Consider the following 13,485-nt stretch of genomic DNA (forward strand, 5'->3'; position numbering starts at 1 on the left):
ATTTCTGTAGCTTTGCATTATGCAGGATTATCAGAAACGGTTGGCGCTTAATTTATTGGCTTATGCTGTCCAGAAGAATGTCGATCTGGCCGAGTTGTGTAATCGCTCAGGGCTTGATCTGACGGAACTTAGGAGTGAATCTAGCCCTGGTCCAACCACGCAACAAATCAATGCGCTTTGGCTGACTGCCACGAAATTGAGTAATGATTCCTTGTTTGGTCTTCATTTTGGTGAGTCGTTGCAGGTGTCGGCGCTGGGTGTTGTGGGCGAACTCATCCGGCATAGTCGTACGATTGGCGAAGCACTGACCCATGCTGCGGCTTTTTCCCATCTAATCACCGATCTATTGACAATGGAGGTAACCCGCAACGAGAAATCCTTCATCATTCGATTCATTCCTTCGGCGGTGGCGCGAAGAGAATCTCCGCTGATGTTTCGTCAGGTGATGGATTTCTTCCTGGCGTTTACCCTGCATGAAGTGGATGGGCTTATTCTGAAAAAAATACAGCCGCTTACAGTCAAGCTTCCCGTTGAGCTGGTCGAACTGGCTGAATATGAACGGGTATTGCGGTGCCACTCTATTCAAAACGTTTCGACGTATGAGATGGAACTCGATAGCCAGTTTTGGGATGAGCCCATTCTGGCCGCCGATTATGACTTACAGGCCGTTTTGTTGCGAAAAGTGAGTGCATTGGATGAAGCCTACACGAATACCAAATCGCTGAGTGAACGGATTCGTCATTTCCTGTTGGCGAACGCATATCTGGGCGTTCCAACCCTCGATGCTATTGCGGCTAATCTGAATGTGAGTAGTCGGAGCTTGCAGCGGAAATTGCAGGAAGAAGGCGTAACCTATCAGCAACTGACCGATTCAATCCGAAAATCGTTAGCGTTGCATTACCTGCAGGCAGGCCAGTATCCTATAAAAGAAGTATCGTATATTCTGGGATACAACGAACTAAGTGCCTTTAATCGGGCTTTCCGGCGTTGGACGGGCACCACGCCGGTTAGTTATCGGAAACAGCATGTTGGCACAATTCCGTATGTCACGAGTAGATACTCGCACCAGGTAGATTAACCAAATTGCCACCCCATACAAAATCCTTAAAATCGCCAGGAGCCGGGTGTCGACTAACCAAGATAGTTTCTGTTAAGCCTATGCTTGTTGCCCGTTTTTGTAAGGTTTTCAAATCAATGGGTGTAGGCGTTTCTTTTACTTCTACCGCTACTTTCTCATTCAGAATAAAGTCAATTTCCTGGCCAGACTTTCGTTGATAAAACTGTACGGTGCCGAGCCAATGTAATTGATTAGCTATGGCATTTTCAAAAAGTTGCCCACCACTTATTTTCGCCAGTTGATTCAATAGGCCTGTGTCAGCCACGTAGATTTTTCGTTGTTGGGCAATATCGCGGTCGGCACTTCGACTAAAAGCGGATACCATCTGAATAAAATACGTGTGTTCAAGCAATGTCAGATAGTCCTTGATTTTTTGACGACTGATGCCCATCAGGCTTCCAATTTTCTGATAGTCGAGCTTGCTACCAGTATGCGCAGCTACTAAGCGAACGAGCCGCACTAAGTTGTCGCTTACTGAGAAATCAGACAAGAGCCGAATATCCAATTCGATATAGGCGTTGATAATGTCACTCAAATAGCTTTTTCGATCGTCATCTGTTTCTGCCAGCACTACTTCTGGAAAGCCACCGAATTGTAAATAAGCTTCGTAGAAGGCTTTGTATTTCAGATAATAGGTTTGGTTAAAGGGCTGACGAGCAAACTGGTTGATAATCCTCGTATCCTCGTCGCAGAACGCTACGTATTCAGGAAAACTTAGTGGAAACATTTCGAAAATACGCTTTCGACCCGCTAAGCTTTCCGAAAAATGATTTTTGAGATAATATGAACTTGAGCCTGTTAGTAGAAATTTTATCGAATAGGTATCATATAGATACTTAATAACGCTAGGCGAGTTTTTGACTAACTGAATTTCGTCGATAGCAATTACCGCCGGTTTGGATAGATCAATTCCCTGAATCTGTAAGTCCAGTTCAATATCACGGTACATAGGCTGATTAAGCAAATACCTGTTCTCTGCTTTCTCCAAATCCAGAAAGAGCTTATTGGTATGCGGTACTTTAGCAAGCAAATGATGCAGCGCTGTAGTCTTCCCAACTCGTCGCATGCCCACAATAACAGTTGCCTGTTTTTTCGTCAAATGAGCTTCCAGATCACTATAAAGAGCCCTTACAATCATAAAGTATTACTTTGTGTGTAAAATTATGTACACAAAGTAATACTTTATGATTGTAAATACCTAGATGTACGCTAAATCAACTCCTTACTTCCAGCCTGCGCACGCAATTTCTCCGTTGGGCGGAAACGCTCGCCGTAGGCATCGGCTAGCCGGTCGCAGGTGTTGACGAAGGTTTCGAGACCGACGAAATCCACGAAGGATAAGGCTCCGCCTGTGTAGGCTGGAAATCCCCAGGCCAGAATAGAGCCGAGGTCGGCATCTAGTTTTGTACGCACAACATTTTCCTCAAAACAGCGAACCGCTTCGATGGCTTGTCGATAGAGCAGTCGCGTTTTTACTTCATCGAGCGTGGGTTGCTGGGCGGTCTGCGGAAAAATATCCTGTAAACCCGGCCAGAGTTTCTTGCTTCGGTCGTCGGCGTAGTCGTAGAAACCCGCTTTCGATTTCTTACCCAATCGTCCGAGATCAACGAATTGTTTGGCAACCTGATAACTGGTGTCGTCTTCGCGAATGGCGCCGTCTTTGATGCCCTGACTGGCAATTTTATAGACTAAATCCAGCGCTACTTCGTCGGTTACGGCCAATGGACCAACGGGCATGCCAGCGTCTTTGCCGCCATTTTCAATCAGAATCGGGTTCACGCCATCTTTCAGCAACTCCATTCCTTCGGATGAATACGTGCCGAAACAGCGCGAGGTATAGAAGCCACGCGAGTCGTTAACCACAATGGGCGTTTTGCGAATCTTGCGGGTAAAATCAATGGCAACTGCCAACGCGTAATCCGACGTTTGTTTACCCATAATAATCTCCACCAACATCATCTTGTCGACGGGCGAGAAGAAATGGATGCCAATGAAATTTTCAGGTTTGGCCGATGCCTGCGCTAGTCCGCTAATGGGTAAGGTAGAGGTATTCGAGCCGAAAATACCCAGGCCATCGGTGGCCAGCATAGGTTCGGCTTCTCTTGTGACCTGCGCTTTTAGTTCACGGTTTTCAAAGACAGCTTCAATAATCAGATCGCAGCCCTGTAAGTCCTGCACCGAAGCCGTTGGCTTGATCAGGCTTAAGATGCCCTCTACTTTACTGGCATCGACCTTGCCTCGCTCAACCCCTTTTTGCAGTAACTGGCGTGAGTAGTTTTTACCTTTCTCGGCCGCTTCGATCGATACATCTTTCAGGATAACTTCGATACCAGCTTGGGCCGATACATGGGCAATGCCTGCCCCCATCAGACCCGCGCCCAGAATTCCGAGTTTCTTAACATCTGTTTTGGGCTGATCTTTTGGACGGCTGGCACCTTTGTTGGCTTCGTTCATCCCCAGAAACATAGTCTGGATGAGATTTTTAGCCACTTTTGACGTCGCTACTTTCACAAAATGGCGGGCTTCAATAATCAACCCCCGGTCGATATTGACTTGCAGACCTTCGTACACACAAGCCATAATTTCGAGTGGAGCCGGATAGTTGCCTTTGGTTTTATCCATCAGCATGGCCGTTCCAGCTCCGAAGGTTTGCGCGCCAACAACACTCTGAATGTTACCACCTGGAACTTTGAAATTGTCTTTGCCAATAATTTTTCCAGTCTTCCGATCGATTTCGTCCCAGGGTTTGAGCGGTTTTGGCCGGGCGGACGTTCCGTTGGCGTCAATCCAGGCGCGGGCTTTTTCCAGCATTTCGGCTGGGCTATCGGCAATGTCATCAACCATGCCCAGATTTTTCGCTTCCTGAACGCCTACTTTTTTGCCTTCCAGAATAAGCGGCAAGGCTGTCTGAATACCCAACATGCGCGGAAGGCGCTGCGTACCACCGGCACCCGGCAATAACCCAATGGTGACTTCGACCAGCCCTATGACCGTTTTCGGATTATTCAGGGCTACCCGGTGATGACAGGCCAGGCAGATTTCGTAACCACCACCGAGAGCTGTCCCGTTAATGGCGGCAACAGTTGGCTTCCCAGACGTTTCGATGCTGCGAAATACGCGGTTCAATTCCGATGAGACTTTTAACATCTCGGCCGGATCTTTATCGTTGTTTCGCAGGATCATTTTTAGATCGGCGCCAGCCACGAACTCGGGCTTGGCGGAGGTAATAATCAGTCCTTTCACGGAGTCATCCGCAAAAGCCCGTTGTAAAGCCGCTTCAAACTGAGGGATGGACTCGTCGTTGAGGACATTCATGGGAGACGACGTCATCTCCCACGAAATGATCGCTATATCTTGGTCGAGGGTGTAGTTTATCATTGGATGGATGATGTAGGATATAGGATGTATGGTGTATGATATATGTCGATTGCGTGAGCTCTATATCATACACTATACATCCTATATATCAATTGATTCTTTCGAAAATAGTTGCGATGCCCATGCCGCCCCCAATGCAGAGGGTGGAGAGACCGAATTGTTTGCCGGTGCGTTCGAGTTCGTCGATGAGGGTGGCCGAAATAATGGCGCCTGTTGCCCCCAGCGGGTGGCCTAATGCAATGGCTCCGCCGTTGACATTGAGCTTGCTGTGATCGACCCCAAATTCGTCCATAAACAGCATCGGAATGGCAGCAAAGGCCTCGTTGACTTCGAACAGATCAATATCACTAATGCTCATGCCCGCCCGTTTGAGTACTTTGCGAGTGGCTGGAATGGGACCGGTTAGCATGATTGTTGGCTCAGAACCCACAATCGCGAAAGCTTTAATCCGGGCACGTGGTTTCAGCCCTGATTTTTCGCCGAATTCCTGGCTACCTACCAATACGGCAGCAGCTCCATCGACAATCTGTGAGGAATTGCCAGCATGGTGAACGTGGTTGATTTTGTCGAATTCGGCATATTTGAGCAGCGCCAGTGCATCTAGTCCCATCTGGCCCAGACTCTCAAAAGCAGGTTTCAGTTTGCCCAGACTTTCGGCAGTTGTGCCAGGGCGAACACCTTCGTCTCGGTCGAGAACGGTAATGCCGATTTCATCTTTGAGTGGCATCATCGTTTTCGCGAATCGATTCGCGGACTGCGCTTCTACGGCCCGGCGGTACGACTCCGCAGCGAAACTATCTACATCCGAGCGGGTGTATCCGTATTTGGTCGCAATCAAATCGGCCGAAATGCCTTGTGGTACAATATTATGACGGGCTACAATCTGCGGATTCATAAACAGGGCTCCGCCATCCGATCCCATCGGCACCCGCGACATTGATTCGACTCCACCGGCCACAATCGCATCGACCTGCCCCGACATTACGTAAGCCCCGGCCATATTGATGGCTTCCAGACCAGACGAGCAAAAGCGATTGAGTTGCACCCCCGCTACCGACTCGTCATAACCGGCTTCGAGCGCAGCCGTGCGGGCAATATCGGCCCCTTGCTCACCAATGGGCGTTACGCACCCAATGATCACATCATCCACGAGCGAGGTGTCGAGCTGGTTGCGGTCGCGGAGTTCGCGTAAAACGCTGGTAAGGAGTTGAACAGGCTGCACATCATGCAGCGAACCGTCGCTTTTACCTCGCCCACGAGGTGTTCTGACGGCATCATAAATGAAAGCTTCGGCCATGATTTTGCTGTTGTGAAATTAGTATGCATGCATACGTTTTCGGTCAAACAAAAGTAAACGCAAAAGCTGAATCAGGCAATGAGTGCGCATGAAAACAATAGTAAGGCTAGATGCATTGATTAGGGCAAACAAAAAATCCCATCCGGTCAATTGCCAAAGGGGATTTCCATCACTCATCTAACCCGGAAGGGAGTCTATACAAGCCTCATATATTGGCTTACAATTTTCTTTATCAGCTACTTATAGGTTAAATTTTAGTCTATTTTCGAGAATAGGTAATTACGGTGGGGTTTATATCAGGTGGCCATTAGTGGCCTGCTTATGCTAGCGTTACGGTTAACTCTACCAATGTGAGGGCGAGAGAGTCGCTTTGGTGACGACTTCTCCAGTTGATTCATGATCTCAGGGATACGTCGGCGACCCACAGGAAGTGAAGCTCCATTGGACATAATGATAGACGCTATGATGGGCGACGTCAATACACTACGATGCACATGCGCAGGGTTAATCAGGTATCCTTTGTGAATACGGACAAAATGAGGCCATCGGGTATGGTACCATTTTAGGGTTCGGCTCGATAGAATCCGTTCGCCGTTGAGCAGATAAACGAAACAATAATTAACGTCGCCCGCTAGGTAAATTACCTGAGTCGGGTCAAAATTATGCTGAAGTTGGGCGGCTGCTGAACGTTTCATAGTGTGGATGAATAGGTGGAAACAGCCGAAAATAAGCCAGGGCGACAACTGCCAGGGGCCGGTAGGTACAGGCCAACGGGATTAACTCGTTTGTTGGGAAATGGACGCTTGCGAAGCGGGCGAGACGGAGCCTTTGGGAGCCTATAAGTGTGGAACGGAAACAAGAAATCGGAGGTAATCATACCCGTATTAGATTAGTGAAAAGAGAAAGGTTCTTACGTGACTGCATGGGTGCTAGCAACTCTGCTTATCGAGCTATGATGGAAGCCGTACCCGCTGCTGTTTTTGTACCATCAAAATTCGGTATGGGCTACTTAACGGACTCTACCGAATCGGACAAAAGCTCTACCCAAATGGCCATATGTTTGCTCTTTTCTGCTTAAAGGCACTCTTTTTATGATTTTTTGTATTGAATTGACTAAAATGGTGTACTTATGCAATCGAGCAGAATTATATTAACATATATTTTGTGTGACCCCACCGAGGTCATACTGGTCACAGATATCTAAACCTGCACGGGTAATTGTGCTGTTGAAGAAAATGTGATGCCGTTCGGCTATTCGGAAAAATACACCGAGCAACCAGCTATGCGTTGTGTTTTTTTGCCGATGGTGCGTAGCCGTATTGCTCCTTATAAGCCCGGCCAAAGGAAGACAGGCTACCGAATCCAACCGCGTAAGCTACCTGGGTTGGTTGACTGCCTTGCTCCAGCATGTCGTTGCCCCGCCGGAGTCGATAATGACGAATGGTTTCGCGCGTGTTAAACCCTAGCAGCGCTTTTAGCTTTCGATTAAGATTACGGCTACTCATGGCCAGCGCGTCGGCCAGTTGATCTACGTCAAAATCAGACTGGTCGAGGTGTTGTTCCAGAATGGCGTAGAGATTCTTTATAAACGGGGATGTGTTGGGAAGGGGTTGACTTACTACCTCAACTTCTTCGGGGGCGATTGGCTCTGCTTGTGAAACCGAACTGGCGAAGAGACGTTGCCAATAGGCTTGTTGGGTTGCCTGCCTACGACGCAGGTTCAGCAAGCGTACCAGTAACTCTGCGGGTAGAAATGGCTTGGTAAGATAATCGTCGGCACCCGTTTCGAAACCAATTAGCCGGTTTTGAACGCTCGCTTTGGCGGTGAGCATAACCAGCGGAATATGATCAGTCCGGGTATCTGCACGTAGGGCGCGACACATATCCAGCCCATCGAGCTGAGGCATCATCAAATCCGTCACAATCAGATCGGGGAGTGCGTCGAGGGCCATTTCCAGACCCTGTTGCCCGTCACTAGCTTCGAGCAGTGTGTAGTGCGGAGCCAGAATTAAGCGGACATAGGCGCGTAGATCGTCGTTGTCTTCAACCAGCAATAACAACGGTTTGTCGGTTTGTGTATCCGGGGAGTCAAGATAAGGGTCTGCTTCGGATAACAACAGAGTTTCTGGCGTGACTGATGCTTCCTGGATGGGTTGGTGAGTGGCTGATGATTTATTCGATTGGTCGTTTTCGTTAGGGAATAACAAATCAGTGCCTTGCGGAATAGGGAGAATTACGCAAAAAGACGAGCCTTCGTTCGGGCGGCTGTTCACCGTAATCGTACCGCCGAGGAGTTGAACAAGTTCATAGGTTAAGGCCAGTCCTACGCCAGTACCCATATCTTTCCACTGAGAGCCCGATGCCTGATAAAAGCGATCGAATAAATGCGAGAGTACCTCTGGAGGCATGCCTTCGCCAGTGTCGCGAACCGTAATGGTCACATTCGTTGGGCTATAGATAGCGTCTACCTCGACTAATCCACCAGCTGACGTGTGTTTGATCGCATTGCTGAGAAGATTAGTAACTATTTTTTCGACTTTATCAGCATCATACAACGTAGCCCAATGGACCTGGTTTTGTCGTAAGGAAAGGGTAACTGATCGGCTTTGTGCCAGCGCATCGAACAGGGCTACCCAAACCCGAATGTCGTCGGTCAGGTTTCCGGGACTGGGCGAATTTTTTACCTGATGGGCATCGAGTTTCGCCAGATCGAGTAGTTGATTGATAAGCGTCTGGAGCCGATTGGCATTTCGGTGCATGAGCGCGTACAACTCGTTGTCGGGAAAGCGACTGTGCAGCGTTTGTAGCGGCCCCAGCAATAACGTGATCGGGGTGCGCAGTTCATGCGATACGTTGGTGAAAAAATCGGTTTTGAGTCGGTCGAGTGCCTGAATGTTTTCGCGATGCGCTTGTTCGAGCTGCAATACGTTCGTGGTATTAATGCGTTCTCGGGTTGCCTGCCAAAGCATTAACACCACGAAAAAGGGTTCACTCGCAAAACTAACGAACATGATTAGACCGATTGTTTCTTCGCTGAGAGAGCCCGTAAAGAAACCCGCATTGCGTCCGTAGAAGTAGGTATAAATGGGTAGCGTGACAACCATTGCCAGTACATTCCAGATAGCCGGCCGGATTTTTCGCAGATACAGAACCAGCAAAAGCGACAGCGTAAACCCAAGCATAATCGCCAGGGTAGCCACTAATGCCCAGGTGATGTACGGATGGCGCACAAAAAAACTCAGGATTGCATAGAACAGGCCGATTGTTCCAAAAACCACATATAACCAAACCAGGCGCGGCATATATTGGCGTAATTGAAATGCCTGAATAACATAATAGGCCAGCGTTGGTAGTAATAAGCCAACCGTTACGTAATGGCTGGTGTGTGTCCAGTAAGGAGAATGCGGAAAGAAAACCCCCGAGAAACCTGTCGCGAAGAGTACGCTCAGGCAAATAGAAAAGGCAAAAATGGCATAAGAGCGAAGAACAATATACTGATGCATAAACAACAGCATGGCAACCTGAAATAAAGCTAGCATGGTAGCTAGTGTAAACATAACGTATCGTTCGATATCGGGTAGCCGATTCGTTACAAACGTGGCCCGGTCCCACACTCGCCACTGATAGCTATGGTGTTGCGACGATAGTATACGCGCATAAAACGTTTGAGGAGACTTGCCCGACTCCGATATATAAATGGAGGGATAGCGTGTTGGGGGAGTACGCTGGGCAAAGGGTATCCAATCACCCGAATACTGAACATGCCAGCCTTTAAGCGAATCGGGTTGGTAAAGAGTTAAACTGTCGACGTAGAAATTGGTTAGCTCCAGCGCGTAGTTGCGGGTTGTATCGGTGGCCTGCGTCAGCGTAAATCGACACCAGACTGGATGCGTTGTAAACCCCAGAATTAGCGATTGGTCAATTGGGGATTTCCAGTGGAGCTGACTATTTGCCAATTGCTCGATGGACAACTGATCGGTCGTGTCGACCAGATACTGAAAAACTATAGGCGTAGGTTTAGTAGCCTGGGTCGCTGGTAACTGTGTAACGGGTGCTTGAGCTTTCGCCTGGAGTTGCAGCAGAAGACAGAAAAAGAAGAGGCTACTCCAAATTCTGTATTGCTCACCGATTGAAGACCAAGCGTTCATATGCCTTTTTACTAAACTACCCGATTGGGGTATTACCAGTTAGGTAGACGTGGTGTGAATGATATCGTTTGCTGAAGGCTGAATCACAAAAACAGATTCTGGTGAGTAAGACTTGCTAAACGCACCGTACTGGATCGGTTAAAGATACTATTCAGGGCGATTTTGTTGCCGCTTGTTTACTTTATGGCAATCACTTCCACTTCAATCAGGACATCTTCGCGAGTAGTTTGAGAAACTGCTTTGGCCGTTACAATGGATGGTGTTTTGGCAAAATAGGTTGCCTCTACGGCTTTTACAGTTTCTAGCTTGGAGGCACTAACCTGGGTCACACCGGAGGCTTCTTTAATCGAATAGGTCACCTGCGCAACGTCCGTCAGGCTCATACCAACCGTTGCCAGCGATGTTTTTACATTGTCGAATACCTGCCGGGTCTGAGCACCTAAATCCGTTCCACCGACTAAAGCGCCCGTGTCATTAAAGGGCCGTTCGCCACATATATAAGCTGTTTTGCCCGAAATAGCTGGCTCCACTTTATAAAGATAACCGCTGGGCACCTTAACGGTTGCGACCGGCTCGTCCTTACTACACGACGTTAGTATTGCCAGGAGGAATAGACTACGTAAGTACTTCATCATCGTATTGAGTAAGCTACTGATATACCACCAATAAATACATGAAGTTACTGTAATTTATGATTGATTGACGAAGTTATAGTTGTGGGATCGTAGAGCAACGGTATGTTGCTACTAAAAAAGGTCCTGTTTAGGAGCCAAATCATTGATTCAGCAGACTAAACAGGACCTTTGACTGGGAAAAAGTGGCAATTATTTGTCCAGTACGACGGTTTCACCAACTAGGTAAGCACCTGATTCGGTCACTAGATTATAAACACGCTTTACCGAGCGAACTGCCTTTTCTGTCTTTACGACATTGTAAGCGACTACCTTACCATTTTCGTAGCGATACATAACGTCGCCTGTTTTTACTTCACCCAACGCCTTACGCTCCGGTGTGGATTCGCCTGAAGCGGTCAAAACAGGGTGGTTGGCAGTTGCTTCCACTAGAATTGGCGCGCTTAACGCAGGACGGTTATCGGCCGTAAGTTCGTTGGCAGTGATCCATACACCGGCTAGCGTAAACTCACCTTCGGTGTTCTGGTGGGTGTCTACGCGGGTAACGTGTGTTGGCATAAGGGTTTTCGTTTTGGCATCGTAACCAAGAACAACATCACCTACTGCGACATCGCTAATCGCTTTCGACGAGCCATCGGCCAGTGTTACAGGAGCATCGGGCGCAAAGCAGAAGTTGTACTCCTCTTTTTTCTTGCCACTGCCTTCTTCAGTTTTTGCGCCACCGCCCGATAGTAGACTCGCCATTTCCCGCGACAACACAAACGTTAGTGTCGACATCAGGCCGGGTTCTTTTTCGCCGACATATTTCAGATCGTCGATGTAAGCATCCCAGGCTTTGCGGTCGGCAGAAGCACCGGGGATAACAAAGGGTTTTACCTCGTTAGTTTTGGCGTTCTGATAAATCGCCAGCAGGCCAAGCTCCTTGGTGTCTTCGGCGGTGAATACTTTATAGAGGTAGATTTTCCGGGTAATGCCATCGCTATAGGTAAACACGTAAGCAGGGCGTTCTTCGTAGCGATCCAGAATAAAACCGCCCGATTTGAAATAGGTGTCCTTATCGAGATTCGCGATTTTAATGGCTTTGATGGCTTTCAGCTGGGTTTCGGTCATCGAAGCCGAAGCTGTCTGAGCCCAAACGCGTTGGCTGAGTAACTGAGTTGTTACGGCACAAACAAGGAAAATGAAGAGCGAAAACAGGTTGTTTTTCATGCTATTTAGGGCTGTAACAGGCTCCGGCTGTTGCTTCTGAGTCAATAATCTAATCGTTTGGGCAACAGCCGGAGCCTGTTGCAGCCATTATTTCTTCGTGTATTCACCTACTCGGGCGTGAAGTGCTTCAACAGTCCGACGAGCGGATGTGAATGCACCCGCCATCCAGGCAGTCAGGTACGTTGTGTGTTCACCGGCAAAATAAATGTTACCATCGGGTTCGAGTAACGAAGGGTAATATTTTTTGCGAGTTGCATCATCGTACACGGCCCAGCCTCCGCCACTATAGGGCAAGCGGTGCCAGGCCAATGAAAACGAATTGTCGAACTCGGCAGCGTATTGCGGGTGGATTTTGCCGCCCTGAGCCAACGCCAGCTTTTCCCGTTCAGCAACCGATAAAGCGCCCACCGCTTCGGCCCGGCTATAAAAATTATAATAGCCGATCAGTACACCTTTCTTGCCTTGCAAGCCAAACGACGGGTACCAAATCTGGTTAATATCCATATTGGTACGCGAAATGCCCCCGTAAATACCGTCATCTTCTTCCCAGAAACGTCGTTTAAACTGCAACCCGATTTTGCCCGTTTTCATGTAGGGCACGAAATCGGCGGCTCGCTTCACTGTTCCCGACAAGTCCGATTCAAGGTTTTTAAGCATCGGCAACGGGAGGGTACACACACAGAATTCGCCCGTGATCTCAACAGGTTTACCGTCTTTCTGATAAACGACCCGAACGCCATTGTCGGTTTTCCGAAGCTCACTAACGGGAGCGTTAAAGAGAATCTTACCCGCCAGTTTTTTCTCCAGCGCTTTCGGAATGGCATCCATGCCACCAACGGGTTGCAACAAGGTAGCCTGCTGTTCGTAGGCGTAATCGCCTACGTTATAAAAAACGGGTTGCATGAACCCTGACCGTAGTAAATCAGTAAGGCCATAGGGATCGGTGAGTGAACCGGGCGTGTTCCCCGCACCAGGATCGCTTTTCGCTTTGTACCCCCGACGATTTGTGCCTTTGTACAGATGGGCCGTATTTAAATCGCCTTCGTTTTTCAGAAAGTCGATCAGTTTTTCGACATCCTCCTTAGTTAATTGCTGATCCAGCGACGATTGATCGAGTGCTTTGGCGAGTAGTTCGGATGTATAACCGCGCATATCGTGATGATAATCGCTGATGCGCATACGTCGATTGGCGAAATCGCCAGTTCCGCCATCGTTGTAAAGGTAAGCTGACTCATTGGCGCCGTTGAAGATCTGGAGTGGCACGCCCAGTTCGCGGCAATAATGCAGGGTTATCTGATGATGGTGCGGAATACGAGCGGCCCCACCGTTGAAATATTGACCTTCTTCAAACGTGCAGGTTTGCGCCGTTCCACCTGCTAACTCTGTTTCTTTGGTTCCACCCCGAACCGTCCAGACGCGCCCACCCGAGCGGGCGCGGGCTTCCAGTACGGTGCAGTCGTAGCCTAATTTACCGAGTTCATAAGCGGTTGTCATTCCGGCCAGACCTGCTCCTAAAATAATTACTTTTCGACCTTTGCCGTCACTTTTCAGGCCATTAGCGGGTAAGTCGATAGCCGATGCTGGCGCAGGGTGTAGCATTCCCCACGCCAACATGCTGGCATAACTGGCACTCGTTGAATTGATGAAGTCGCGTCTTGTCATAGTTTATCAGGAGTGAGGAGTTAGGAGCGAGTAGTGAGGAGT

General features: G+C 48.6%; 9 protein-coding genes. 1 reads left to right on the forward strand and 8 read right to left on the reverse strand.

Annotated elements, in window-relative coordinates:
• Positions 1–19: 19 nt before the first annotated feature.
• Complete coding sequence (locus ACYVGR_RS17355; RefSeq protein WP_460958896.1) at positions 20–1,078, forward strand: AraC family transcriptional regulator; 1,059 nt, start codon at positions 20–22, stop codon at positions 1,076–1,078.
• Here the strand turns inward: ACYVGR_RS17355 and ACYVGR_RS17360 are convergent.
• From ACYVGR_RS17360 to ACYVGR_RS17395, 8 genes are all read right to left on the reverse strand, one after another.
• Positions 1,047–2,255, reverse strand: a complete 1,209-nt coding sequence (locus ACYVGR_RS17360; protein WP_460958898.1) for an ATP-binding protein — start codon at positions 2,253–2,255, stop codon at positions 1,047–1,049. The genes ACYVGR_RS17355 and ACYVGR_RS17360 overlap by 32 nt on opposite strands.
• Before the next feature lie 71 nt (positions 2,256–2,326).
• Positions 2,327–4,495: a 3-hydroxyacyl-CoA dehydrogenase NAD-binding domain-containing protein gene (locus ACYVGR_RS17365; protein ID WP_460958900.1), complete on the reverse strand. Its 2,169-nt coding sequence runs from the start codon at positions 4,493–4,495 to the stop codon at positions 2,327–2,329.
• Positions 4,496–4,583: 88 nt separating this feature from the next.
• A complete protein-coding gene (locus ACYVGR_RS17370) occupies positions 4,584–5,792 on the reverse strand; it encodes an acetyl-CoA C-acetyltransferase (RefSeq protein WP_460958902.1) in 1,209 nt (402 codons plus the stop codon).
• Positions 5,793–6,088: 296 nt separating this feature from the next.
• Entirely contained in the window at positions 6,089–6,487 is a 399-nt protein-coding gene (locus ACYVGR_RS17375) for a LytR/AlgR family response regulator transcription factor (protein ID WP_460958904.1), read from the reverse strand.
• 585 nt (positions 6,488–7,072) lie between these two features.
• A complete protein-coding gene (locus tag ACYVGR_RS17380) occupies positions 7,073–9,940 on the reverse strand; it encodes an ATP-binding protein (protein ID WP_460958906.1) in 2,868 nt (955 codons plus the stop codon).
• A 176-nt stretch (positions 9,941–10,116) separates the two neighbouring features.
• Positions 10,117–10,575: a RidA family protein gene (locus ACYVGR_RS17385; RefSeq protein ID WP_460958908.1), complete on the reverse strand. Its 459-nt coding sequence runs from the start codon at positions 10,573–10,575 to the stop codon at positions 10,117–10,119.
• 189 nt (positions 10,576–10,764) lie between these two features.
• Entirely contained in the window at positions 10,765–11,781 is a 1,017-nt protein-coding gene (locus ACYVGR_RS17390; protein WP_460958910.1) for a Hint domain-containing protein, read from the reverse strand.
• A gap of 87 nt (positions 11,782–11,868) precedes the next feature.
• Positions 11,869–13,443, reverse strand: a complete 1,575-nt coding sequence (locus ACYVGR_RS17395; RefSeq protein WP_460958912.1) for a flavin monoamine oxidase family protein — start codon at positions 13,441–13,443, stop codon at positions 11,869–11,871.
• Positions 13,444–13,485 lie beyond the last annotated feature (42 nt).

It is taken from the genome of Spirosoma litoris, assembly GCF_054776755.1.

Coding starts and splice junctions, on each gene's coding strand:
- ACYVGR_RS17365 (WP_460958900.1), bottom strand. CDS start 4,495: ATGATAAACTACACCCTCGACCAAGATATAGCGATCATTTCGTGGGAG.
- ACYVGR_RS17355 (WP_460958896.1), top strand. CDS start 20: ATGCAGGATTATCAGAAACGGTTGGCGCTTAATTTATTGGCTTATGCT.
- ACYVGR_RS17390 (WP_460958910.1), bottom strand. CDS start 11,781: ATGAAAAACAACCTGTTTTCGCTCTTCATTTTCCTTGTTTGTGCCGTA.
- ACYVGR_RS17380 (WP_460958906.1), bottom strand. CDS start 9,940: ATGAACGCTTGGTCTTCAATCGGTGAGCAATACAGAATTTGGAGTAGC.
- ACYVGR_RS17395 (WP_460958912.1), bottom strand. CDS start 13,443: ATGACAAGACGCGACTTCATCAATTCAACGAGTGCCAGTTATGCCAGC.
- ACYVGR_RS17385 (WP_460958908.1), bottom strand. CDS start 10,575: ATGATGAAGTACTTACGTAGTCTATTCCTCCTGGCAATACTAACGTCG.
- ACYVGR_RS17375 (WP_460958904.1), bottom strand. CDS start 6,487: ATGAAACGTTCAGCAGCCGCCCAACTTCAGCATAATTTTGACCCGACT.
- ACYVGR_RS17370 (WP_460958902.1), bottom strand. CDS start 5,792: ATGGCCGAAGCTTTCATTTATGATGCCGTCAGAACACCTCGTGGGCGA.
- ACYVGR_RS17360 (WP_460958898.1), bottom strand. CDS start 2,255: ATGATTGTAAGGGCTCTTTATAGTGATCTGGAAGCTCATTTGACGAAA.